The sequence below is a fragment of the Streptomyces rhizosphaerihabitans genome, assembly GCF_025399795.1.
Taxonomy (GTDB): Bacteria; Actinomycetota; Actinomycetes; order Streptomycetales; family Streptomycetaceae; genus Streptomyces; species Streptomyces rhizosphaerihabitans.
Genome location: NZ_JAODTZ010000022.1, coordinates 38,457 through 62,009, shown reverse-complemented (window position 1 = coordinate 62,009; position 23,553 = coordinate 38,457). Strand labels below are relative to the sequence as shown.

Annotated in this window: 17 protein-coding genes; 5 read left to right on the top strand and 12 right to left on the bottom strand. The window is 72.3% G+C overall.

The genetic code is table 11. From position 1 onward, the window contains the following. The first annotated feature begins 103 nt into the window (after positions 1 to 103). Entirely contained in the window at positions 104 to 793 is a 690-nt protein-coding gene (locus N4G66_RS22415; RefSeq protein WP_261705939.1) for a siderophore-interacting protein, read from the top strand. A gap of 228 nt (positions 794 to 1,021) precedes the next feature. Here N4G66_RS22415 and N4G66_RS22410 read toward each other — a convergent pair whose 3' ends face one another. The 4 genes from N4G66_RS22410 to N4G66_RS22395 form a co-directional block, all read right to left on the bottom strand. Beyond that, positions 1,022 to 2,011 carry a malate dehydrogenase gene (locus N4G66_RS22410; protein WP_261705938.1) on the bottom strand — a complete coding sequence of 330 codons (990 nt, stop codon included), beginning with the start codon at positions 2,009 to 2,011 and terminating at the stop codon, positions 1,022 to 1,024. Positions 2,012 to 2,567: 556 nt separating this feature from the next. Continuing rightward, on the bottom strand, positions 2,568 to 3,812 hold the full coding sequence (locus tag N4G66_RS22405; protein WP_261705937.1) for a helix-turn-helix domain-containing protein: 1,245 nt from the start codon (positions 3,810 to 3,812) through the stop codon (positions 2,568 to 2,570). 606 nt (positions 3,813 to 4,418) lie between these two features. Further along, positions 4,419 to 4,865 carry a DUF3017 domain-containing protein gene (locus N4G66_RS22400; RefSeq protein WP_391858859.1) on the bottom strand — a complete coding sequence of 149 codons (447 nt, stop codon included), beginning with the start codon at positions 4,863 to 4,865 and terminating at the stop codon, positions 4,419 to 4,421. Between the two features lie 523 nt (positions 4,866 to 5,388). After that, a complete protein-coding gene (locus N4G66_RS22395; RefSeq protein ID WP_081218974.1) occupies positions 5,389 to 6,243 on the bottom strand; it encodes a bifunctional methylenetetrahydrofolate dehydrogenase/methenyltetrahydrofolate cyclohydrolase in 855 nt (284 codons plus the stop codon). A 267-nt stretch (positions 6,244 to 6,510) separates the two neighbouring features. Here N4G66_RS22395 and N4G66_RS22390 point away from each other — a divergent pair, with 267 nt between their 5' ends. Beyond that, positions 6,511 to 7,164, top strand: coding sequence for a hypothetical protein (locus N4G66_RS22390; protein ID WP_261705936.1), 654 nt, complete (start codon positions 6,511 to 6,513; stop codon positions 7,162 to 7,164). A 73-nt stretch (positions 7,165 to 7,237) separates the two neighbouring features. On the opposite strand, the gene purH is transcribed toward N4G66_RS22390, so the two are convergent. Continuing rightward, positions 7,238 to 8,827 carry a bifunctional phosphoribosylaminoimidazolecarboxamide formyltransferase/IMP cyclohydrolase gene (gene purH, locus N4G66_RS22385; RefSeq protein ID WP_261705935.1) on the bottom strand — a complete coding sequence of 530 codons (1,590 nt, stop codon included), beginning with the start codon at positions 8,825 to 8,827 and terminating at the stop codon, positions 7,238 to 7,240. Continuing rightward, on the bottom strand, positions 8,824 to 9,444 hold the full coding sequence (gene purN / locus N4G66_RS22380) for a phosphoribosylglycinamide formyltransferase (RefSeq protein WP_261705934.1): 621 nt from the start codon (positions 9,442 to 9,444) through the stop codon (positions 8,824 to 8,826). Before purN ends, purH begins: the two co-directional genes overlap by 4 nt. A 471-nt stretch (positions 9,445 to 9,915) precedes the next feature. On the opposite strand from purN, the gene N4G66_RS22375 reads away from it, so the two are divergent. After that, positions 9,916 to 10,806, top strand: coding sequence for a hypothetical protein (locus N4G66_RS22375; RefSeq protein ID WP_261705933.1), 891 nt, complete (start codon positions 9,916 to 9,918; stop codon positions 10,804 to 10,806). A gap of 330 nt (positions 10,807 to 11,136) precedes the next feature. Here N4G66_RS22375 and N4G66_RS22370 read toward each other — a convergent pair whose 3' ends face one another. Continuing rightward, entirely contained in the window at positions 11,137 to 12,894 is a 1,758-nt protein-coding gene (locus N4G66_RS22370) for a cell division protein PerM (protein ID WP_261705932.1), read from the bottom strand. 108 nt (positions 12,895 to 13,002) lie between these two features. Here N4G66_RS22370 and N4G66_RS22365 point away from each other — a divergent pair, with 108 nt between their 5' ends. Then, positions 13,003 to 14,256: a helix-turn-helix domain-containing protein gene (locus N4G66_RS22365; protein ID WP_261705931.1), complete on the top strand. Its 1,254-nt coding sequence runs from the start codon at positions 13,003 to 13,005 to the stop codon at positions 14,254 to 14,256. Positions 14,257 to 14,332: 76 nt separating this feature from the next. On the opposite strand, the gene sucD is transcribed toward N4G66_RS22365, so the two are convergent. The 5 genes from sucD to N4G66_RS22340 form a co-directional block, all read right to left on the bottom strand. Continuing rightward, on the bottom strand, positions 14,333 to 15,217 hold the full coding sequence (gene sucD, locus N4G66_RS22360) for a succinate--CoA ligase subunit alpha (RefSeq protein WP_261705930.1): 885 nt from the start codon (positions 15,215 to 15,217) through the stop codon (positions 14,333 to 14,335). A 21-nt stretch (positions 15,218 to 15,238) separates the two neighbouring features. Beyond that, complete coding sequence (gene sucC, locus N4G66_RS22355) at positions 15,239 to 16,417, bottom strand: ADP-forming succinate--CoA ligase subunit beta (protein WP_261705929.1); 1,179 nt, start codon at positions 16,415 to 16,417, stop codon at positions 15,239 to 15,241. A gap of 486 nt (positions 16,418 to 16,903) precedes the next feature. Then, positions 16,904 to 18,076, bottom strand: coding sequence for a VWA domain-containing protein (locus N4G66_RS22350; protein WP_261705928.1), 1,173 nt, complete (start codon positions 18,074 to 18,076; stop codon positions 16,904 to 16,906). Continuing rightward, entirely contained in the window at positions 18,073 to 20,823 is a 2,751-nt protein-coding gene (locus N4G66_RS22345; protein WP_261705927.1) for a DUF5682 family protein, read from the bottom strand. Before N4G66_RS22345 ends, N4G66_RS22350 begins: the two co-directional genes overlap by 4 nt. Beyond that, positions 20,820 to 21,965, bottom strand: a complete 1,146-nt coding sequence (locus tag N4G66_RS22340; RefSeq protein WP_261705926.1) for an ATP-binding protein — start codon at positions 21,963 to 21,965, stop codon at positions 20,820 to 20,822. The genes N4G66_RS22345 and N4G66_RS22340 overlap by 4 nt, the downstream gene beginning before the upstream one ends. Before the next feature lie 133 nt (positions 21,966 to 22,098). Between N4G66_RS22340 and N4G66_RS22335 the strand changes: the two genes are divergently transcribed. Beyond that, positions 22,099 to 23,454, top strand: coding sequence for an SWIM zinc finger family protein (locus N4G66_RS22335; RefSeq protein WP_261705925.1), 1,356 nt, complete (start codon positions 22,099 to 22,101; stop codon positions 23,452 to 23,454). Positions 23,455 to 23,553 lie beyond the last annotated feature (99 nt).

Genomic DNA, 23,553 nt, shown 5'->3' with positions numbered 1-23,553 from the left:
CACGTCCCGCACCGAACTCGCACTGGAACGCGGGGCGTCGGCACCCTACGGTGACAACGCATTCCCGCCCACGCCCAACACCCTTGTCTCCAAGGAGTATTCGATGCCCGCGCTGCTCACACGGGTTCTGGACCGGCTGATGCTCCAGGGCACGATCACCGAGGCCGAACCGGTCGCCGCGCGGATGCGGCGACTGCGTATCGAGGGTCCCGCCCTGGCCGGCCTGGATCCCCGTCCCGGACAGCAGGTGCGGATCCTGGTGGACGGCACATTGACCCGGCGCACGTACTCCGTCTGGCGTTACGACCCCTCCGGCGCGGTCGAGTTGTGCGTTCTGGACCATGCGGAGGCGGGGCCCGGGGCACGCTGGGGGCAGAGCGCGCGGACCGGCGACACCGTCCGGCTCGGCAAGCCGGAGGGGTCGTTCGTTCTGCGTCCCGACGCCGCCCATCATGTGTTCGTGGGGGACGAGACGGCGTCCGTCGCCTTCGGCGCGATGCTGGCCGCACTGCACGAGGGCAAGGCGGTCTCCGGCTGCGTGGAGACGCAGACCCCCGGCGACCGGCTCCCGGTCCCGCACGCGGGGCGGCTCGACTGGTCGCTGCGCGGCACGATCTCCCTGCCGGACGCGGTACGACGGCTGAATCCGCCACCGGGCGGCATCGCCTACGTCGCCGGAGAGGCGCGCACCGTCCAGCAGGTGAAGCGAACCCTCGTCCAGGACGCGGGCTGGGACCGACGAGCGGTTCTGACGAAGCCGTTCTGGGCGCCGGGGAAGCGCGGGCTGGAGTAGCCCGCCGGGAGCCGGTCGGACCAGGCGACCGTCAAGGGGACTTCGAGGGTCAAGGGGACTTCGAGGACCGGGAACGAGTGAGCCACCGGCCCCCGGACACACCGATGCCCGGGCGGCGATCACCACCCGGGCATCGTGCGTACCGCGGCGGAACGGATCCGGCCGGGCCGAGTCGGACCGATATCAGTCCGACTCGGCCCGGCTCAGCCCGGTTCGCATCGGGTCGGGTCAGATCAGGCCGAGACCGCGGACCGCCTCGCGCTCCTCCTCGAGCTCCTTCACGGAGGCATCGATGCGGGCGCGGGAGAACTCGTTGATGTCCAGGCCCTGGACGATCTCGTACTGGCCGTCCTTCGTGGTGACGGGGAAGGAGGAGATGAGACCCTCCGGCACACCGTACGAACCGTCCGACGGGATACCCATGGAGGTCCAGTCGCCGTCCTCCGTGCCGTTGACCCACGTGTACACGTGGTCGATGGCGGCGTTGGCGGCCGAGGCGGCCGAGGACGCGCCACGGGCCTCGATGATCGCGGCGCCGCGCTTGGCGACGGTCGGGATGAACTCCTCGGCCAGCCACTTCTCGTCGTTGACGACCTCGGCGGCGTTCTTGCCCGCGACCGAGGCGTGGAAGATGTCCGGGTACTGGGTGGCGGAGTGGTTGCCCCAGATGGTCAGACGCTTGATGTCGGCAACCGTGGTGCCCGTCTTCTTCGCGAGCTGGGTCAGCGCGCGGTTGTGGTCCAGACGGGTCATGGCGGTGAAGCGCTCGGCGGGTACGTCCGGAGCGGCGGCCTGGGCGATCAGCGCGTTGGTGTTCGCCGGGTTGCCGACGACCAGGATCTTGACGTCGTCCGCGGCGTTGTCGTTGATGGCCTTGCCCTGCGGCTTGAAGATGCCTCCGTTGGCGGAGAGCAGGTCACCGCGCTCCATGCCCTTGGTACGGGGGCGGGCGCCGACGAGCAGACCGACGTTGGTGCCGTCGAAGGCGACGTTCGGGTCGTCCGTGATGTCGATGCCCTGAAGCAGCGGGAAGGCGCAGTCGTCGAGCTCCATCGCGGTGCCCTCGGCGGCCTTCAGGGCGGGCGTGATCTCCAGGAGGCGCAGCTTGACCGGCACGTCCGCGCCGAGCAACTGGCCGGAGGCGATGCGGAAGAGCAGGGCGTAACCGATCTGGCCGGCCGCGCCGGTGACGGTGACGTTCACGGGAGTGCGAGTCATGGCGTTCTCCGTATGACAGCTGGCGGTGGGGCGTCCCTGCCCCGGGTGCAGGATCGTCCCCTGCAACCACCGCAATGATCGATCAAAGGTCCCGATGATCGATCTCTCGGCGTCAAGAGAGATCCGCCGTCAGGCTATCGCGCATCCGGGACGCCGGACGTCAGGGTCCGTGTGGCCCACCCCACAGATCTCCCGCAATTCCCCCCGGGAAGGCGGCCGCCGGGCTCGGGAGAGGGTGAACTCGGCGACCGCCAAAGGGGGTACCGGGGGGTCGGAAAGGGATCTCCCCCCTCCCCGACAGCACCGGATCCCGTGGGGGTACGGTCCGCCTGCCCCCTCCGAACGAACTCAATCCCCCAACGCCGAGGTTTTCTCCGGGACCGGCCCGCAGCCGTTCTTCGCCCCCTCCGCCCCCGCCCTCCCCCGGGTCTACGGGCTCGCTCGACCAGGGGAACCCATCACCACTGAGACTCCGCCCCGGACCCCGCTCCTCGGACGCCGGAGGCAGAGTCCTGCCCCGCGGCCGATGTCGCGCCGGAGAGCGCGGGCGCCCCCGCTACGTCGTGCACCCCTTCTGACCGGACGTCAGCGTCGCGCACGCCTTGGCGTCACCGGCGTCCTTCACCGCGACCATCGGCGTGTACGTGTACCTGTCCGCGGCCCTGTCCACCGCGGCCGTCCGCTTCTCCGCGGCCCCCGTCGACACCTCGACCCGGTCACCCACCGCCGCCCGCGTGACACGGGCCCAAGCCGCCCCGCACGTCTCGCTGTACCGCACCTCCACCAGCGTGGTCCCCACCGTCACGCTGGTCGTGGTCCTGGCCAGTCGACCGCCGCAGCCCGTCTTCTCGGGATCCTTCCCGGTGCACGCGGCCCCACTGCACTTCACCCCGGGCGGCAGATCGGGCCGAGCGCTCACGGAGGCCGCCGGTGTCCTCGGCGTACCGCCCGCGTCCTTTTTCTCCCCGCCCCGCGTGAGACAGACGGCGACCGCGACGACGACCAGCGCCCCCACGACCGCGGCGAGGAACATCGTCAGCCGCCGCTTCCGGCGCACGGAGTCCTCTCCCGGCCCGGCACCGGCGGGCCGCGCGTCCTGCGGCTCCGGCCCCCCTGCCGCACGAGGCGGCCCCACCGGAACCATCGAAGCCACCGGACCGAACCGGCCGGCCCCGTCGGGCGGCGACGCGACAGCCCCCCAGCTGCCGCCGGCACGCCCTGCCCCACCGGCCGAGGGGCCGGGGGCCCCACCAGTTCCGCCCGCCGCTCCTCCGGACGAGGTCTGGCCCCCGTCCCGCCCGGACGGCTGCGCCGGCACCGATGGAGACCTGGAAGGCGGCCCGGACGGTGGCGCCGCAGGCGAACCCCCTGCCGGCCCGGCGGTCCCGGGCGCGGCGGTCGCGCGGCCGCCCCGACGGGCCGACTGCTGCCGCCCTCCGCTCCCCTTCGCCGAAGACGGCCCGAACTCCCCCAGCGCAGCCCGCGCCTGGGATATTCGTATGGCCTCCATCGTCATGTCGTGGCGCATCTCCGAACGGCTCCAGGCACGCTCGGCCAGCTCCCACATGGTCGCCAGATGCACGGGACTGGTCCCGGTCACCTCGGCCAGCGCGACGACCGCGCCCTTGGGCGCGAGCAGCCGGCCGTTCAGGTAACGCTCCCAGGATGCCTTGCTGTAGCCCGTGCGGTCGGCCACGGCCGCGATGCTCAACCCGTTCCGGTCGACGAGCAGTCGCAGCTGGTCGGCGAACTCCTTGACCTGCGGATCGAGTTCATCCGGCAACGCCTTCCAACGAGGCATGCTTCCCACTTCCCCCCGTACATGCACGAATGTTCCCCGCGTGTGACTCCCGCGCTCTCGGCCCGGCGTCCGGTGGAGGGGTACCCCCGTCGCCGCCGAGTCCCCGTTCTGGTTACCCACAGAGATGCGCTCGGCCAGGATCTCAGTTCCCGGTACGTGGGCGCGCGAGAGCCTTCGAGCCGGAGCACGCACCGTTGCACGCCCGCCGGATCACGGTCCCGTGTTCCACCGGCACCCGCACCGGCGCGACGGCAGGCCGCAACGATCGCTCGGCGGGCCGGAGTCGGGCGGTTCCCGTCGCACAGCGCGCACACCGTACCGGAATGGTCACTTCCGTGCCACAGCGAACGGCCGACTGTTGAAACAGGCCGTTCCCGTGCACAAGGGTTGGCCCCGGGCGGAACACTCGCCCGATCGCGGCCCGTCCCGACTCGGGGGAGGGGACGGGCCGCCGTCATCCCCGGACCGGAACCCGGGGTCGGGGTCGAACCCGAAGCCGGCAAGCGGGCGTCGGGTGAAACAACGCGGCCCGCCCTCCCCCGAAGGAGAAGACGGGCCGCGGGCACGCACCGGCGAGCCGGCACGCACGCGTACGTCGTCCGCGATTCAGCGCACCGTGAAGTGCAACGTGTCGTCGAGGAACGGGATCACCAGCAAGGGATTGGGCTGGGCCATCAGCGCGAGCACCACGATGGCGATGCCCAGGACGCCGTACGTGAGCATGTCCGTGAAGCGGGAGCGGACCGCGAGCATGCCGACACTGGGCAGTATCCAGCGCATCGCGGCACCCGCGAGCAGCGCGGCGCCGATCAGGATCGTGCCGACGCGGAACAGGTCGAGCGCGGTGAGCAGCAGGCCGAGCGCGACGGCCGACAGCACGGTGAGGATGGGCCACTGCCGCGCGGGCGCCGGGGCGTCCCCGGACGCCGCCCGGCCGCCGCCCTCGGGCCGTGCCGTGTCCCGGGTGAACAGCGGGAAGCGCCGCGTGGTGCGCCGCGGCTTCCCTTCGGCGTCGGGCGCGCTGATCGCGTCCCGCACGGCGAGCCCGTCCAGTTCCTCGCCCTCGGCTTCGACCTCGGCCTCGGCCTCAGTGCCGGCCCCGGTCGCGGCCTCAGCGCCGCCCCCGGACCCGACCCCGCCCGCCGCCTCAGCGCCGGACTCGGACTCAGACCCGGCCCCGGACTCGGCCCGGGCTTCGGTCTTCAACTCGGCCTCGATCACAGCCTCCTCGGACCCGACCCTGGACCCTGCCTCGGTCTTCAACTCGGCCTCGGTCTCGGCCCCCTTTCCGGATCCGGCCTCGGAGCCGGACTCAGGGCCTGCCCCGGACTCGGACCCGGCCCGCGCAGCGCCCTCGGCACCCGCCCCGGGCTCCGGCGCCCGGCCGCCCGTACCGCGCGCCTCGGAGGCAGCGGAGGCCGCAGAGGCGGTGGTGGACGTAGCGGCCGTGGAGGCTCCGGCACGCGCGCCGGTGACGGCATCGCGCAGCGCGCTCTCCGCCTCCCGTACGGCCGCCTCGGTGCCCGCGCCTCGCGCCTCGCGCGCCGCGCCGTCCTCGGACTCGTGGGTGTTGCCGTCAGCCGACACTGCGTTCCGCCGCTTCCACCACGTTGACGAGCAGCTGTGCCCGGGTCATCGGGCCGACTCCACCCGGGTTCGGGGAGATCCAGGCGGCGACCTCGGCGACGTCCGGGTGGACGTCGCCGACGATCTTGCCCTCGGCGCTGCGTGAGACACCGACGTCCAGAACGGCGGCGCCCGGCTTCACGTCCTCGGCCCTGATGAGGTGCGCGGAGCCCGCCGCGGCGACGATGATGTCGGCGCGCTTGAGGTGCGCGGAGAGGTCACGGGTGCCGGTGTGGCACTGGGTGACCGTGGCGTTCTCGCTGCGCCGCGTCAGCAGCAGCGGCATCGGGCGCCCGATGGTCACGCCGCGGCCGACGACCACGACCTCGGCGCCCTTGATCTCCACGCCGTAGCGGCGCAGGAGCGTGAGGACGCCGTTGGGGGTGCAGGGCAGCGGGGCGGGCTCGTTGAGGACGAGGCGCCCGAGGTTCATCGGGTGCAGGCCGTCCGCGTCCTTGTCCGGGTCCATCAGTTCCAGGATGCGGTTCTCGTCGATGCCCTTGGGAAGCGGCAGCTGGACGATGTAGCCGGTACAGGCAGGGTCCTCGTTCAGCTCGCGGACCACCGCCTCGATCTCTTCCTGCGTGGCGGTCGCGGGCAGTTCGCGCTGGATGGAGGCGATGCCGACCTGGGCGCAGTCGCGGTGCTTGCCCGCGACGTACTTCTGGCTTCCGGGGTCGTCCCCGACCAGGACCGTCCCGAGGCCGGGCGTGACGCCCTTCTCCTTCAGGGCCGCCACGCGGACGGTCAGGTCGGACTTGATCGCGGCTGCGGTGGCCTTGCCATCGAGAATCTGGGCGGTCATGACCCCCATCCTCCAGGATGACGCGGTCCAGGTCCCAATCCGGGGCCACAACGGGCGTCCGACGCCCGATTCGCCCGTATCCGGCCATGATCACTCATGTTGCACTTGGACAACACATACGGAATGGCGCTGGACAAGTAAGAGCCTGCTAAAGAACGATGAGCACACAGTGTCGCGGGCAGTACCGGGGGGACGGACCGCTCTGTAGAAATTCCTCCGAACCGTGCCGCGCGTAGTCCCCGCACCAGGCAACGGAGGAATCCCGCCATGAGTTTCGGCGACCCGAACAACCCATACGGCCCGCCGCCGCAGCAGCCTCCCACCGCGCCGCCGCAGGGGCCTCCCGGTTACGGATATCCGCAGGCACCGCCCACCGTTCCCCCACAGGGCTACGGCTACCCGCAGCAGCCCGCGTACCCGGGCTACCCGGTCGGCAACATGATGCAGCCGACCATGCCGGGCCTGTTGACCACGGCCCGCGTCTTCCTGTTCATCATCTCCGCGGTGCAGATCCTGGGGGCCCTCGTCTGGTTCTACGTCGCCGCCTTCGTCAGCGACGTCTCGGACGCGGCGGACCGCTACAGCACGTCGTCCGACGACCCGTTCAGCTCGTTCAGCGACGGCGCCGGCATCGCGTCGGGCGTCATCGTGCTGTTCGCCCTGATCGCGGCGGGCCTCGCGGCTCTGTCGATCATCCTGGGCGTGAAGTTCAGCAAGGGAGGTCAGGGCGTCCGCATCACCACGGTCATCTACGGTGCGCTGGGCGGGATCGTCGGCCTGATCGCGCTCTTTGCGGGCCTGGACTCCGGCCTGGCCTCCGCCATCCTCTTCCCCCTGATCTGGGTGGTGTTCGCGGCCATCATCACGGCGGCTCCGGTCGTGCCGAGCGGCACCGCCTGGTTCGCCCGTCCCCGCTACTGAGCGGCCCTGTCCGCATCGAGGGCCGTGTCCCACCCCGTACCGGGGGGACACGACCCTCGCGTTTGGCGCCGGCTCAGTGGAAGAAGTGCCGCGTCCCGGTGAAGTACATCGTGATGCCGGCCTTCTTCGCGGCCTCCACGACCAGCTCGTCGCGGACCGAACCGCCGGGCTGGACCACGGCCTTGACGCCCGCGTCGGCCAGGATCTCCAGGCCGTCGGGGAACGGGAAGAACGCGTCCGAGGCGGCGTAGGAGCCACGGGCGCGCTCGGCGCCGGCCCGCTCGACCGCGAGCTTCGCGGAGTCGACGCGGTTGACCTGGCCCATGCCGACGCCGACCGAGGCGCCGTCCTTGGCGAGCAGGATCGCGTTGGACTTCACCGCGCGGCAGGCGCGCCAGGCGAAGGCCAGCTCGTCGAGCTCGCCCTCGCTCAGGGCGTCACCGGTCGCCAGGGTCCAGCTCGCCGGGTTGTCGCCGGGGGCCTGGAGGCGGTCGGTGACCTGGAGCAGCGCGCCGCCGTCGACGGGCTTGATCTCGACGGGGGCGGCGGGGGCGTTGTGGGCCCGCAGCACGCGGATGTTCTTCTTCTTGGTGAGGGCTTCGAGGGCGCCGTCCTCGTACTCGGGCGCGACGATGACCTCGGTGAAGATCTCCGCGACCTGCTCGGCCATCTCCTTGGTGACCGGGCGGTTGACCGCGATCACCCCGCCGAACGCGGACAGCGGGTCACAGGCGTGCGCCTTGCGGTGCGCCTCGGCGACGTTCGACGCGACGGCGATCCCGCACGGGTTGGCGTGCTTGATGATCGCGACGCAGGGGTCCTCGTGGTCGTACGCGGCACGGCGCGCGGCATCCGTGTCCGTGTAGTTGTTGTACGACATCTCCTTGCCGTGCAGCTGCTCGGCCTCGGCGAGACCGCCGGTGCCGGAGGTGTAGAGGGCGGCGGGCTGGTGCGGGTTCTCGCCGTAGCGGAGCGTGTGCGCGCGCTCCCAGGTGGCACCGAGGAAGTCGGGGAACTGCGACTCGTCGACCGGCGCGTACGAGGAGGCGAACCAGGAGGCGACGGCGACGTCGTACGCGGCCGTGTGCTGGAAGGCCTCGGCGGCGAGCCGCTTGCGGGTGTGCAGGTCGAAACCGCCGTCCTGGACGGCGGAGAGGACGTCGCCGTAGCGGTCGGGGCTGGTGACGACGGCGACGGAGGGGTGGTTCTTGGCTGCCGCGCGCACCATCGAGGGACCGCCGATGTCGATCTGCTCGACGCACTCGTCGGGGGTCGCCCCGGACTCGACCGTCTCCCGGAACGGGTAGAGGTTGACGACGACGAGGTCGAACGGCTCCACGCCGAGCTCGGCGAGCTGCTGCCGGTGGCTCTCCAGGCGCAGATCGGCGAGGATCCCGGCGTGGACCTTCGGGTGCAGGGTCTTGACGCGGCCGTCCAGGCACTCGGGGAAGCCGGTGAGCTCCTCCACCTTGGTGACGGGCACACCGGTCGCGGCGATCTTCGCGGCGGTGGACCCGGTGGAGACGAGTTCGACGCCGGCCGCGTGCAGCCCGCGGGCCAGCTCCTCGAGACCGGTCTTGTCGTACACGCTGACGAGCGCGCGCCGGATGACCCGCTTGGTGCCCTCGGTGCTCTCGGCCGTGACTGTGCTGTCGGCGGTCACTGGATAACTACCTTTCGTCCCTCAATGCGATAGCCGTTGCGGGCGAGCCGCCCCACGACATCGACGAGCAGTCTTCGCTCGACTTCCTTGATGCGCTCGTGCAGAGCGCTCTCGTCGTCCTCGTTGCGGACCTCGACCACGCCCTGGGCGATGATCGGTCCGGTGTCGACGCCGTCGTCGACGAAGTGGACGGTGCAGCCGGTGACCCGGGCTCCGTACGCGAGCGCGTCACGGACGCCGTGGGCGCCGGGAAAACTGGGGAGCAGCGCGGGATGGGTGTTGACGAACCGTCCGCCGAACCGGGCGAGGAACTCCTTGCCCACGATCTTCATGAACCCGGCGGACACGACGAGATCGGGCTCGTACGCGGCGGTCGCCTCGGCGAGCGCGAGATCCCACTCGTCCCGGCTGCCGTGGTCCCTGACCTTGCACACGAAGGTCGGGAGCCCGGCACGCTCGGCCCGCGCGAGCCCCTCGATGCCGTCCCGGTCGGCTCCGACGGCCACGATCTCGGCACCGTAGGCCGCTGAGCCCGCCTCCGCGACGGCGTCGAGCAGTGCCTGCAGATTCGTACCTGATCCGGAGACCAGCACGACGAGGCGCTTGGTCTTGGCCACGAGAGGGCCCTTTCTCGGGGGAGCGTTTGTACGGTCGTACGAATGCTTCGCGCCCCGGGATACGGGGAAGTCTACGAAGCGGCCGACCGTCAGCAACGATACCGGCACACCGGGCGGCCCCCACGGGACGGGGGCGGGGCCGGAAGGTAGCGTCTGGGGAGGATCCACCCGGGAACACCTCCGGCACGGGGAACGCCCTGTGCCGGCGGGACGTTGACCTGGGACGAGGACGAACATTCGGGGCACGGCCCCGACACCACCTGCGGCACGGGCCCCGGAGACATCCGGAGCGCGTGTCCGGGGGTACGAAGCTCGGGGCGCGAGTCCGGAGTGCGAAGCTCGGGGCGTCAGTCCGGGGCGGACCGGCCCGAGGCGTCAGCCCGGGTGGACCGGCTCGGGGCGCGCGTCGCGAGCGAGAAGCTGTGTGGACACGCCGCCTGCCAGAACCACCAAGGGGAAGACGCTCACCTGATGCCGGACCGCAGTCTCCGACTCCCTCCGCTCCTGCTGCGCGAGCGGCGCCCTTCGTCCACCCCGCCGAGGTCGGACGGGGGCGGCTCCACAGACGGGCCCGGCTCCGCGGACGGGAACGGCGGCGGCTCGGCAGGTGGAAGCGGCGGCGGCCCCTCGGGCGAGCGTGGACCCGACGCGCCCGACACTCCCCCGTCCGGCCCGTCCGCTCCCTCGAACCAGGACGACAATCCGTTCGCGCCGCCGCCGGAGGGGACACCCGACCGGCCGTGGCAGCCGCGTCGGCACGGACAAGGACACGGACAGGGCTCGGGCGAGGACGGCGAGGGCGGACAGCAGAGTCCGGGGCACTCCCCCTGGGGCAGCCAGTGGAGCGACCGGCAGCCCGGTCCCTCCAACGGCGGCGGCTTCGGCGACCGGCCGGGCGCGCCGCAGGGGCAGGGGCAGGGCGGTCCCGAAGGGCCCGGCGGCACACCCGGCGGGGGTATGCGCTGGGACCCCACGGACCCGGCCCAGCGCCGCGCCCGTTACGCACTGCTCTCCGGCATGTGGGCGTTCTTCTTCGTCCTCTTCGGCTGGCCGTACGTGGCCCTGCTGCTCGGCTCGCTCGCCCTGTACTGGGGCGGCAGCGCGCTCCGTTCCAGGAGGCGTACGCCGGACCCGGACGCCCCGGCGCCCGACCCGAACGTCCGCCCCCAGATGACCGCCGCGGTGAGTGGCGTGGTCACCGCGTCGCTGGCCATCGTGATGGTCGCCGGGATCTTCACCGCCCACCTCGTCTACAGCGACTACTACTCCTGCACGAACGACGCTCTGACGAACGCCGCGAAGCAGTCGTGCAACGACCTTCTCCCGAAGGATCTGCGCGGACTGCTGGGCACCCACAACTGACGCCTCGCCTCCTGCCCGGGGTCACCACCCGGCAGGAGGCCGGTCCGCCGCTCGCCAGGAGTCCCGGGACCCCACCGCCCGGCAGGGGCCCGGTCCGCCGCCCGGCAGCAGGCCGGTCCACCACCCGACAGGAAACCCGGGCCACCGCACGGCAGGAAGCCCGGCCCACCGCTGGATTTCCGGGTACCCGCCGGAATCCGCCGTGGCGAGGACCAGAGGCCCCGTCGCGGATCAGCGGGGCGAACCTCTCCCCGGACCACCTCGACCGGGGCCCTCCGCCCTCACTTCGGGCCCCCGAGTTCCTCCGGGCTCTCGAAGTCCTCCATGTGCTCAGGACCCTCCCAGGTCTTCCGGCCCTCCCAGGTCTTCCGGGGCTTCCGGGTGCTCCAGGTCCTCTGATGCGGCGTGCCCGCTCGCCTTCTTCAGGGCCTCCCAGCGGGTCTCCCTCGACGTTTCCTCGTGCCACGCGGCCACCGTGGCCTCCCCCGGCAGAGCGTCGTACGGCCCGTAGGAGTCATAGGGGTCGTACGGGTCGAAGTCGCCAGGAACGGACTCCAGCACCGAGGGTTCGACCCGAGCCGCGGGTTCCGCCCGAGCCGCGATGGACGGCGGCGCCTGCATCCGAACCGGCGTCGGCACCGGCGTCGAGGGGGTGTCCCTCCACCTCGGCAGCCGGCGCGGCATCGACAGCCGGTGAGTCCACCCGATTCCGTGCGCGTCCCAGCCGGCACCCGAGCCCTTCGCCGCCACGCGCCCGCGATCCCTCCACCCGGCCGTGCCCACCGCGACGGGAATCCCGACGACCACCGTCCACACGGCCGCCGCGGGCCCCACCTGCCACCACACCGGCCCGAAATGAGTCAGGGCGCCCACCCCCAGCGGCCCCCCGGCCAGCCCGGCGAGCACGCCGAGCGCGACGCCGCACCATCCGGCGGCGAGCGAGACGACGCCCACCGTCCGCCCGAGCGGCCAGGGCTCCTTCCGGCCCGGGGTCCCTCTTACGGCCCCCGCCTTCACCGCGAACCGTGCCACCGTCGCCCCGGCGGCCACCGGCACCAGCCAGCTCAGCCAGGCCTGCGGCGCCCCGGAATCTGCCCCCGGCAACGCCGCGAGCAGCGGAAACGCGGGGAGTAGATCGGCCGGCGTGTGCGCGCCGGCGACAGTGGCGGACAGCGGTCCCGCGACATGACCGGCGCTCAGGACGACACCAGGCCCGAGCCCGTACGCCGCCCCCCACACCGCCGCGTTCGGCACCAGGACCAGACACAGCAGCAGTACGGCGAGCCGGCCCGACCACCCCCCGGTGAGCTGGACGAACGAGGCGCGAGCCGCGTCCCCGTGCCAGACCAGCGACGCAGCCACGAGCAGGGCACCGCCTCCGACGAGGACCGCGACCCCGGCCGAGGCGGCCCGCGCCGCTCCGCCGAGCACCCGGTCGTCGGCGGCGACGAGACGGCGTACAGCCAGGACCGGACGCACTCCGGCGAGCGGAAGAGCCTTCATGGCCCGATTCCGCCAGAACGCCATCGGCCCCCACGGTCGCCCGTACGCCGTCCAGACCCCCGTTCCGGCGGCGATCACCGTAAGCAGCGGCAGGCAGACCACGGCCCAGGTCCAGGAGGGGCGCAACGTTCCACCCGAGGCGTACAGCGAGGCGGCCCAGCCGACGGACAGATAGCCGGCCACGACACCGGCCCACGCCGTACGCGGCGACGCCCCCGACGTGACATCGGCCGCCTCCCGCGCGGCCCGGTGCAGCAGCCACGCCGGGAGGGCGAGCAGCAGAAGCGGCGTCACCCCCACCGGCATCGGCAGACCGGACAGGGTGTCGGTGCGGATCAACTCCACGCCATGGGCGAGCAGCCAGAGCGCGGCGGCGACATGCAGCGCTCCGCCCGGCCCGCTGTCCGGGTAGGGCGAGCTGATCCACAGCACCATGACGAGGACGGCGAACGAGCCGAGTCCGAGCCCCGCGGCGAGGGCACCGTCCAGGAGACTCGCGGCCAGTCGTGGTGATCGGTCGCGCATCCCGGTGAGCAGGGGCGACAACGAGAGCCTGCGGTCGGTGATTTGGGTCACGGCTCTCATGCTCCCAACGACACGCGCTTTCTCGTCGTAACAGGCGAACCCTGGATGTGTCGCTCAATATGCAGTTATGTACTTTTTCGTACGAAGGGGCACCCTGGGGGATCCGACATGACACAGAGCCCCGCCACCCCGCTGCCGGCGCCCGGGGAACGCCGTCGCCTGCGCGAGGACCGGTCGCTGACCCAGGCCGACGTGGCCACCCGGCTCGGCGTCAGCCGGGCGACGGTGCGCTCGTGGGAGTCCGGCCGTTCGGCGCCGCGCGGCAGCAAGCGGGAGGCGTACGCGAGGCTGCTCACCGCCGAGCCGACCCAGGCCCAGGCACAGGCACAGGCACAGGCACAGGCACAGGCACAGGTGAACGCCCGTCAGGAGGAAATCGCTCCCGAACTGGTGGGAGCGGGGACGGGCGCGGGAACGGGGACGGGGGCGGCCCGTGAGGCCCGGCCGGCCGGCCGGGAGGAGCGTTCCACCGGGGGAAGGAAGCGTTCCGCCCGGGCCGGGGAACGAACCGCCCGGGCCTTGGAGCGGCTTGCCGAGGACGCGGACTCCGATCCCCCGGAGCCGTCACTGACGCCCGCTCAGGCCTTCGACGCGCTCTACGCGTTCTGCGCCCCCGCCCTCGTACGACAGGCCTATCTGCTGACCGGGCGGCGCGAACTGGCCCGCGAGTCCGTGGAACGCGCGTTCCAACAGGCCTGGTACCGCTGGCCCGAGGTGGCCGTGGACCGGGACCCCGCCGGATGGGTGCGCGCGACGGCCTACGAGTACGCGCTCTCCCCCTGGCACCGGCTGCGCCCGCGCTACCGGCACCCGGAGGCGCCGCCCGCCGGCGCCGCCGACCGCGCGCTGCTCGACGTACTCCTCGAACTGCCGCCCGTGTACCGGCGCACCCTGCTGCTGTACGACGGTGTCGGGCTCGGACTGCCGGAGACCGCGGCCGAGACGGAGGCGAGCACGCCCGCGGCGGCCAACCGGGTGCTGCACGCGCGCGAGGCCGTCGCCCGGCGGCTGCCGGAGCTGGCGTCGCCGGAGGCCCTGCACTGGCGGCTCGCCGAGCTGGCGAGCGCGGAGCGGCTGCGCGCGGCGAAGCCCCTCACGGTCCGCTGGTACGGCGAGCGCCGGGCCCAGCAGTGGACCCGGGCGGCCATCGCGTTCACGGTCCTGCTGATCGGGGTGACCGCCCTGACGCTGGACACGGCCCCTGACCACTACGAGGCTCCTCTCTCCCCGCCGGAGACCATCCACGGCCTGCCGCCCCGGGCCGCCCCCGGGCCGCTCTCCGCGGCGGAGCTGAGGCTCCGCGCCAGGCTGAGGTCCCAAGAGGTGAGCGGACCCGAGCGGATGGTCCCGGAGATCCGCTGACGTCCGGGGCGGAGAACGCCGGTGGGCCCGCACCCCCAAAGGGTGCGGGCCCACCGGCGTTCGGTCGAGCGACAGCTCAGCCCGCGAGGATCTCGCGCGCGAGCTTGGCCGTCTCGGTCGGCGTCTTGCCGACCTTGACGCCCGCGGCCTCGAGGGCCTCCTTCTTCGCGGCGGCCGTGCCGGAGGAGCCGGAGACGATGGCGCCGGCGTGGCCCATGGTCTTGCCCTCGGGCGCGGTGAAGCCAGCGACGTAGCCGACGACCGGCTTGGTCACGTTCTTCGCGATGAAGTCCGCCGCACGCTCCTCGGCGTCGCCGCCGATCTCGCCGATCATGACGATCAGGTCGGTGTCGGGGTCGGCCTCGAACGCGGCAAGCGCGTCGATGTGCGTCGTGCCGATGACCGGGTCGCCACCGATGCCGACGGCGGACGAGAAGCCGATGTCACGGAGCTCGTACATCATCTGGTACGTCAGCGTGCCGGACTTCGAGACCAGGCCGATGCGGCCCGGCTTCGTGATGTCGCCCGGGATGATGCCGGCGTTGGACTGGCCCGGGGTGATGAGACCGGGGCAGTTCGGGCCGATGATGCGGGTCTTGTTGCCCTTCGACTTCGCGTACGCCCAGAAGGCGGCGGAGTCGTGGACGGCGATGCCCTCGGTGATGACGACCGCGAGGGGGATCTCCGCGTCGATCGCCTCGACGACCGCGGCCTTGGCGAAGGCCGGCGGCACGAAGAGGACGGACACGTTGGCGCCAGTCTTCTCCATGGCCTCGGCGACCGTGCCGAAGACGGGGATCTCATTGCCGTCGATGTCGACGGACGTGCCCGCCTTGCGCGGGTTCACGCCACCGACGATGTTCGTCCCGTCCGCGAGCATGAGCTTGGTGTGCTTCATACCCGTGGCACCGGTCATGCCCTGGACGATGACCTTGCTGTCCTTGTTGAGGAAGATAGCCATGGCGGTTGTTTCCCTCGTCCCTTACTTCGCAGCCGCGAGTTCGGCGGCCTTGTCGGCCGCGCCGTCCATGGTGTCCACGCGCTGGACCAGCGGGTGGTTGGCGTCCGACAGGATCTGGCGACCCAGCTCGGCGTTGTTGCCGTCGAGACGCACGACCAGCGGCTTGGTGACTTCCTCGCCCTTGTCGGCGAGGAGCTGGAGCGCCTGGACGATGCCGTTGGCGACCTCGTCACAGGCGGTGATGCCGCCGAAGACGTTGACGAAGACGGACTTGACGTCCGGGTCGCCGAGGATGATCTCCAGGCCGTTCGCCATGACCGCGGCGGAGGCGCCGCCGCCGATGTCGAGGAAGTTGGCCGGCTTCACGCCACCGTGGTTCTCACCGGCGTACGCGACGACGTCGAGGGTGCTCATGACGAGACCCGCGCCGTTGCCGATGATGCCGACCTCACCGTCGAGCTTGACGTAGTTGAGGTTCTTGGCCTTGGCGGCGGCCTCGAGCGGGTTGGCCGACTCCTTGTCCTCGAGCGCGGCGTGGTCCGGCTGACGGAACTCGGCGTTCTCGTCCAGCGACACCTTGCCGTCAAGGGCGATGACCTTGCCGGAGGCGACCTTGGCGAGCGGGTTCACCTCGACGAGGAGGGCGTCCTCCTTGATGAAGGTGTCCCACAGCGTCACCAGGATCTCGGCGACCTGCTCGGCCACCTCGGCCGGGAACTTCGCCTGGGCCACGATCTCGCGGGCCTTCTCGATCGACACGCCTTCGTTGGCGTCGACCGGGACCTTCGCGAGGGCCTCGGGGTTTTCTTCCGCGACGACCTCGATCTCCACGCCGCCCTGTACGGACGCCATGGCGAGGAAGGTGCGGTTCGTGCGGTCGAGGAGGTACGAAACGTAGTACTCCTCGACGATCTCGGGCGCGGTCTCGGCGATCATCACCTTGTGGACCGTGTGGCCCTTGATGTCCATGCCGAGAATGTCCGTCGCGCGGGCGACGGCCTCGTCCGGGGTGGCGGCAAGCTTGACGCCGCCGGCCTTGCCGCGGCCACCGACCTTCACCTGGGCCTTGACGACGGACTTGCCGCCAAGACGCTCGGTCGCCTCGCGGGCTGCCTCAGGCGTGTCAATGACTTCACCGGCCAGCACCGGTACACCGTGCTTGGCGAAGAGGTCCCTCGCCTGGTACTCGAACAGGTCCACGCGCGTCCGTCCCTATCAGTGATCTCGCGGTTCGTTGTCTGCGTGGGCGTGCCGCGAAGGGCAACGTGACGTCCGCTGTCACAAGGGTGGCGCACACGGTGTCCGAGCGCGCGGCATGTCCGTCTCGCAGGTTATCGCCGAGGGACGCGGGTCCCTAAATCGCAGATCACACCTCAGCGGTGATACCTGTCACAGAACGTCGCCGGACAGGCCCTCACCAGGCCGGGGATTACCCCGTGAGGCCCCTCTGAGCAGCCGCTGAGGGCGCCGCGGGAGTGGTCCCCACCCCCCATGGGGACCACCCGGCCCTTGCGCGGGGGTCCGGTCGAGTGGATCCGCCGGCCTTCGGCCGTCCGGGTCCACGAGCCCTCGGAAGCCGACCACCCACCGTCGGGACGGAGACCGCTGGATGCCCATGTCCGGATGTCCGTCTCGTCGATCCCCGACCCCTTCGACCGCTGATACTTCGACCGCTTCGGTCTCTTCTCACCTGGTGTCCGGTATCGGGAGCGGTCGCTTCTCGATCGCCGCGGCCATGACCTCGGGGAACAGGTCGGGTGTGCAGGCGAACGCCGGCGCGTCGAGCGCCGCGAGCGCCGCCGCGTGCTCACGGTCGTATGCGGGCGCCCCCTCGTCGGACAGCGCGAGCAGCGTCACGAACTGCACGCCCGCCGCCTTCATCGCCGCGACCCGCTTCAGCATTTCGTTGCGTATCCCGCCTTCGTAGAGGTCGCTGATGAGGACGACGACCGTGTCGGCGGGCCTGGTGATCTGCGCCTGGCAGTACGCGAGGGCCCGGTTGATGTCCGTGCCGCCGCCGAGCTGGGTGCCGAAGAGGACGTCGACCGGGTCGTCGAGCTGGTCGGTGAGGTCGACGACGGCCGTGTCGAAGACGACGAGCCGGGTGGCGATGGAACGCATCGACGCGAGCACGGCACCGAACACGGAGGCGTAGACGACCGACGCCGCCATCGACCCCGACTGGTCGATGCAGAGGATGACCTCCTTCTTCACCGACTGCGAGGCCCGTCCGTAACCGATCAGCCGCTCGGGCACGATCGTGCGGTACTCGGGCAGGTAGTGCTTCAGGTTGGCCGCGATCGTGCGGTTCCAGTCGATGTCGTGGTGGCGGGGTCTGCTGATCCGGGCGCTGCGGTCGAGGGCGCCGGTGAGTGTGGCCCGGGTGCGGGTGGCAAGCCGCTTCTCCAAGTCCTCCACGACCTTGCGCACCACGGCCCGCGCGGTCTCCTTCGTCGTCTCCGGCATGGCCTTGTTGAGGGAGAGAAGGGTGCCCACCAGGTGCACGTCGGCCTCCACCGCCTCCAGCATCTCGGGCTCCAGGAGCAGGGCGGAGAGCCCGAGCCGGTCGATGGCGTCGCGTTGCATCACCTGCACCACGGAGGAGGGGAAGTAGGTCCGGATGTCGCCGAGCCAGCGCGCGACCGACGGCGCCGACGCCCCGAGCCCCGCCGAGCGGTCCCGCCCCGGCTGCCCCTTGCTCCCGTTGCCCCCCTTGCCGTAGAGCGCGCCCAGCGCCCCGTCCATGGCTGCGTCCTGCCCGGAGAGCACGCATCCGGTGCCGTCCGCCTCCTCGCCGCCGAGCACCAGCCGCCATCGCCGCAGCCGCTCGTCGCCGGCGCCCACCGCTGCCTCGGTCATGGAGCCACCCTCACAAGATCGTTGTCGTTGACGTGGTCCGTCCGGTCGCCACCGTCCCCGTCGTCGGCCCGGCGATCCGTGTCGTCTTCGGCATCTGCGGACTCGCCCAGCCCCAGCAGCAGGCTCAGCAGCGGCAGCACGGCGTCCGCGCGCCCGGGGTCGAGGTCGGGGGCGAACCCGGGTATGCCGGAGCCGGAGCCGGTGGCCTCGGCATTCGTCCGCAGCGCCGGGCCGCGCCGGACCAGTTCCCCCAGCGTCCTGCGCACCCCTGTCTCGTACGCCGAGAACGTCCGGCGCAACAGCGGCAGCACATCGGTGAACGCATCCGCGGGCACCCCGGTCAGCCACGCGTCCACCAGCCCGAGCAGCCGCTCGTCGTGCACGAGCAGCATGCCGCCGGAGCCGCCCCCGACGAACCCCTCGATCCACGCGGCCGCGTCCGCGGGCTCCGTCCCCGGCGACAGCACGAGCCCCATGAGCCGCGCGGCCTCCTCCTGCGCCAGCTCTCCTTCGTCGAGGAGCAGTCGGACCGCCCGTCCCCTGACCACTCCGGGCACGGTGTCCCGCGCGGCGAGTACCCGCAGCACGGAGTGCCAGCGCCCGCGGATGCCGTCGGCCGGAGCTCCGTCGCCGAGCGAAGCGGTCCCCGCGGTCACCTCCCCCAGCAGTCCCACCGCCCCGTGCACGGCGTCGACGTGGCGGCGCATCTCCTCGGCCGCGTCGCCGTCGAGGGCGGCGCAGGCCGGCGGGAGACCGACGAAGACGCGCTCGGCGAGACCGGCCGCGACATCGGCGAGGGCGTGGGTGTCCGTGCCGCGTACGTCGCCGTAACGAAGGGAGCGGACGAGGGCGGGCAGGGCCTGCGCCAAGTGGCCCACGTCCGCGTCGAGGGCGGCCCGGTCGGCGAGCACCCGCATCACCACGGGCAGCGCGTCCGGGAGTTCGGCGAGGAGGCAGTGCTCGGCGAGCGCCGTGACATCGGCCAGTGAAGGCGCACCGACGGCATCCGCCTCGGCCTTGGCCGTCGCGGCGGCCAGAACGGTCGTGCCCCACACGCCGGCCTCGGCGACCCGCACCGACAGCTCCGGCTCCCAGCGGAGCCGCCAGGTCTCCCGGAAGGTGCCCGTGCTGCCGCGGGACGTCGCTGGCTCGCCCCACGCGATACCCAGGAGCCGCAACCGGTGCAACAGCGTGCTGCGCCCCGCGTCGGTCTCCTTGCGCAGGTCGAGCTCCATCTCCCGCTCCAGCGCCTCGGGTCTGAGCCGCAGCCGCCGCTGCGACCGCGTGAGGTCCCGCTGCAACGGAACCGCCGGGGCGGACTCCGGCACCTCCCCCAGCACATCCCCGACCACGAGCCGGTCGCGCACCAGCGCCAGGGGCACGTCCGAGCCCTCGCACATCACGGCCCGGACGGCGTCGGTGGTCTCGGTCAGTCCGGGCAGCGGGCGACCGCGCATCGCGGCGAGCGTGTCGGCCAGCCGCACGGCCTCGATGACGTGGGCCGACGACACGCCCCGGTCCTCGTCGCGCAGCAGCCGGGCCACCTTGGTCATCCACCGCGCGACCGGACGGTCGGGGGCGCTGAACAGGTGCCCGTACCAGCCCGGCGAGTCGATGCCCGCCCCGTACCCGCTGACCCGGGAGAGCCGGCGGTGCGTCCAGGGCACCCACGTCAGGTCGGCCTTGACCTTCGGCAGGCCCTTGAGGAGGGCCCGGTCGGCGCCGACCGGGGTCCGCTGCCGCAGCGCGGGCACGTGCCAGGCCCCGCACACCACGGCCACGTCGTCCCCGAACTCCCGCTGCGCCGCCCGGATCTGGAGCCGCATGTACGCCTCGCGCACCAGGTCCCGGTCGTGTCCCCCGACCCCGTACGCCTCGCGCATCACCCCCATCGCCTCCTCCAGCACGGCGAAGGGTGCGAACGGTTCGCCCGCCGTCCCGGCCCGGTGCTCGACCACGTCCTCCCACCAGCGCTCCGGGTCGTCGTGACCGGCCGCCTCGGCGAGCACCGCGAGGGGGTCGATCCGGACGGCCGCCGCGTCGAGGGGACGGTCGGTTTCACCCGCTGCCGCGTCCGGCCGTCCGGGAGCACCTGCCGGGCCGGAATCACCCGCCGGACGGGGATCTCCTGCCACCCAGTGGTCTTCTCCCGGACCAAAATCAGGTGCCGGGCCGGAATCACCTCTCGCCTCGTGGTCTCCTCCCGGGCCGGAATCACCGGCCGACCCGCGGTCTTCTCCCTGCCCGCGGTCTTCTCCCTGCCCGCGGTCTTCTCCCGGGCCCGACGCGCCGGGGTTCCCGGGCGGGGCCGGGGCCGTGGAAGGGGTGCTTCCCGGTGCGTCGCGCTCCGGCTCCGCCTCTTCCCTCCCCCAGGCCAGGGTGTGGGCCGCCGGAAGGTCGATGAAACGGACCGCCGCTCCGTGCTCCAGAGCCCACTGGATCGCCACCCACTCCGGCGAGAACCCGGCCAGCGGCCAGAAGGCCGAGTGGCCGGGCTCGTCCACGACATGGGCGAGGAGCGCCACGGGGGGACGCATGTCCTTGTCGGCGGCCAGCGGTACGAGGGCGTCCGCCTCGGGCGGCCCCTCGATCAGTACGACCCGCGGAGCCGCCGCATCCAGCGCCGCCCGCACGGCCCTCGCCGACCCCGGCCCGTGATGCCGCACCCCGAGCAGCAGCGGCCCCGCGCCCCGGCCGGTCACCCCGTCCTCCGGCGCGGGCGGCCCGGCGTCCCGCTCCGCGCTCATGCGCTCACCTCGCGGCAGGCACGGTAGAAGTCCTTCCAGCCGTCACGCTCGCGGACGACCGCTTCCAGGTACTCCTGCCAGATGACGCGGTCCGCCGCCGGGTCGCGCACGACAGCGCCGAGGATGCCGGCGGCGACATCGCCCGCCCGCAGGACGCCGTCTCCGAAGTGCGCTGCCAGAGCAAGGCCGTTGGTGACGACGGAGATCGCCTCGGCCGTGGACAGCGTGCCGCTGGGCGACTTCAGTTTCGTCCGCCCGTCGGCCGTGATCCCGCCGCGCAGCTCCCGGAAGACGGTGACGACACGGCGGATCTCGTCGACGCCCTCGGGCACGGCCGGCAGGTCGAGGGAGCGGCCGATCTGGTCGACACGGCGGGAGACGATCTCGACCTCGGCGTCGGCACTCTCCGGCAGCGGCAGCACCACCGTGTTGAAACGGCGGCGCAGCGCGCTGGAGAGTTCATTGACCCCGCGGTCGCGGTCGTTGGCCGTGGCGATCAGGTTGAAGCCGCGGACGGCCTGCACTTCCTGGCCCAATTCCGGTATCGGCAAGGTCTTTTCGGAGAGAATCGTGATCAGGCTGTCCTGTACGTCCGCGGGAACCCGGGTCAGTTCCTCGACGCGGGCCGTCATGCCCTCGGCCATGGCCCGCATGACGGGGCTCGGCACGAGCGCGTCCCGGCTGGGCCCGTGCGCGAGCAGTTGCGCGTAGTTCCAGCCGTACCGGATGGCCTCCTCCGGAGTGCCGGCCGTGCCCTGCACGAGCAGCGTCGAGTCGCCGCTGACCGCGGCGGCCAGGTGCTCGGAAACCCAGGTCTTCGCGGTGCCGGGCACACCGAGCAGGAGCAGCGCCCGGTCGGTGGCGAGCGTGGTGACGGCGACCTCGACAATGCGGCGCGGCCCCACATATTTGGGGGTGATCACGGTGCCGTCCGGCAGTGTGCCGCCCAGCAGATAGGTGGCCACGGCCCAGGGCGACATCAGCCAGCGTTCCGGGCGGGGCCGGTCGTCCTGCGCGGCGAGCGCGGCGAGTTCGGCGGCGAAGGCGTGCTCGGCGTGCGGCCGCAGCACCTCGCTCGGCCGGCTCGCCTCCCTCTCTCCCGCGGGTGTGTGAACGGACGTCGGTTCAACGGACACGGTCATGGCTCGGTCCCCCTCCAGCTCGGCCGGTTCGAATCTGGTTCCACCGTGCACCACGCCACTGACAATGCGCCCTGACCTGCACAAACGCGCTCGCGGGGATCGATTGTCAGTGGTGGGACCTACCTTCGATGACATGACACAGCAGGCGGTGCGCTGGACGGCGGATCAGGTGCTGGCACTGGCGCCTGACGCCGCGTCACGCAAGGCGGGGAGCAAGCTCGGCGCGGCCGGCCCGTGGTCGGAAGCGGGCAGTACTGAGGAGGGGACGGTATGGGGACTGTGCAGGGGAAGTGGCAGCAAGCCGTATCAGACGGTCATCGACATCGCGGACTCGACGGGGCCCGCTTACAAGTGCAGTTGCCCGAGCCGGAAGTTCCCGTGCAAGCACGCGCTGGGACTGCTGCTGCTCTGGGCGGGCGCGGACGGCGCGGTGCCGTCCGGGCAGGCGCCGGACTGGGCCGCGCAGTGGCTGGAGGGAAGACGCAGGCGCGCCGAGGGCCGGAGTGCGGCGGGCGGGGGATCTGGAGCTTCCTCCCCGGGTGATCCCGAGGCGGCGCGGCGCCGGGCGGAGCGGCGGGCCGAGCGGATCACCGCGGGGGCGACCGAGTTGGAGCAGCGGCTGGCGGACCTGCTGCGCGGCGGGCTCGCCTCCGCCGAGCGGGCGGGGTACGGGCTGTGGGAGGAGACGGCGGCCCGGATGGTCGACGCGCAGGCACCAGGCCTGGCCGCGCGCGTAAGGGAGTTGGGCGCGATTCCCTCGTCGGGACCGGGCTGGCCGGTGCGGCTGCTGGAGGAGTGCGCACTGCTCCACCTCCTCGACCAGGGCTGGTTGCGGCGCGAGCGACTGCCGGACGGCCTGGCCGCGACGGTCCGTTCCCGCGTCGGGCTGCCCGGCTCGGCGGACGGCCCGCCGGTGCGCGACCGCTGGCTGGTCCTCGCGCAGTACGACACGGCGGACGCCCGGCTCACGACGCGCAGGATCTGGCTGTACGGCGCGGAATCCGGCCGCACGGCCCTGCTCCTCTCCTACGGCGCGGCCGGCCGGGCACCCGAGCTGGCGCTTCCGGTGGGGCTGGCCTTCGAGGCGGAGCTGTCCGCGTACCCGGGCGCCGGTCAGCTGCGGGCGGCGCTGGGCGAGCGGTTCACTCCTCCGGCGCCCGCGGCGATACGGCCGACGGGGCTGACCACGCCCGAGGCCGCCGCCCGTTACGGAGAGGCCCTGCGCGCCGACCCGTGGCTGGACTCCTACCCGGTCACACTGGAGCGGGTCGTCCCGGCCCCGGACGGCGATGCATGGCAACTCGCCGATGTCGAAGGCGAGTCGGCCCTTCCCCTCTCTCCTTCTTCGCGGTCCCGCCCTGATCTGTGGCGTCTGGTCGCCCTGTCCGGCGGCGCCCCGGTCACGGTCTTCGGCGAATGCGGCCACCACGGCTTCACTCCGCTGACGGCATGGCCGCAGGGCGAGGGCGAGGCGGTGCCGCTGTGCTGACCGTCGTCACCACCCGCCCTGGCAGCGAACAGTCTCCCGCTGCCCTGCTCCGCAGGAGTCCGTTTCTCCCCCGCAAGCGGGAGGTACCCCCACCCCGGC

Coding starts and splice junctions, on each gene's coding strand:
- N4G66_RS22405 (WP_261705937.1), bottom strand. CDS start 3,812: ATGCCTCGTTGGAAGGCGTTGCCGGATGAACTCGATCCGCAGGTCAAG.
- sucD (WP_261705930.1), bottom strand. CDS start 15,217: ATGGCTATCTTCCTCAACAAGGACAGCAAGGTCATCGTCCAGGGCATG.
- N4G66_RS22370 (WP_261705932.1), bottom strand. CDS start 12,894: ATGAGAGCCGTGACCCAAATCACCGACCGCAGGCTCTCGTTGTCGCCC.
- N4G66_RS22335 (WP_261705925.1), top strand. CDS start 22,099: ATGACACAGCAGGCGGTGCGCTGGACGGCGGATCAGGTGCTGGCACTG.
- N4G66_RS22345 (WP_261705927.1), bottom strand. CDS start 20,823: ATGAGCGCGGAGCGGGACGCCGGGCCGCCCGCGCCGGAGGACGGGGTG.
- N4G66_RS22350 (WP_261705928.1), bottom strand. CDS start 18,076: ATGACCGAGGCAGCGGTGGGCGCCGGCGACGAGCGGCTGCGGCGATGG.
- N4G66_RS22395 (WP_081218974.1), bottom strand. CDS start 6,243: ATGACCGCCCAGATTCTCGATGGCAAGGCCACCGCAGCCGCGATCAAG.
- N4G66_RS22340 (WP_261705926.1), bottom strand. CDS start 21,965: ATGACCGTGTCCGTTGAACCGACGTCCGTTCACACACCCGCGGGAGAG.
- N4G66_RS22410 (WP_261705938.1), bottom strand. CDS start 2,011: ATGACTCGCACTCCCGTGAACGTCACCGTCACCGGCGCGGCCGGCCAG.
- N4G66_RS22365 (WP_261705931.1), top strand. CDS start 13,003: ATGACACAGAGCCCCGCCACCCCGCTGCCGGCGCCCGGGGAACGCCGT.
- N4G66_RS22390 (WP_261705936.1), top strand. CDS start 6,511: ATGAGTTTCGGCGACCCGAACAACCCATACGGCCCGCCGCCGCAGCAG.
- N4G66_RS22375 (WP_261705933.1), top strand. CDS start 9,916: ATGCCGGACCGCAGTCTCCGACTCCCTCCGCTCCTGCTGCGCGAGCGG.
- N4G66_RS22415 (WP_261705939.1), top strand. CDS start 104: ATGCCCGCGCTGCTCACACGGGTTCTGGACCGGCTGATGCTCCAGGGC.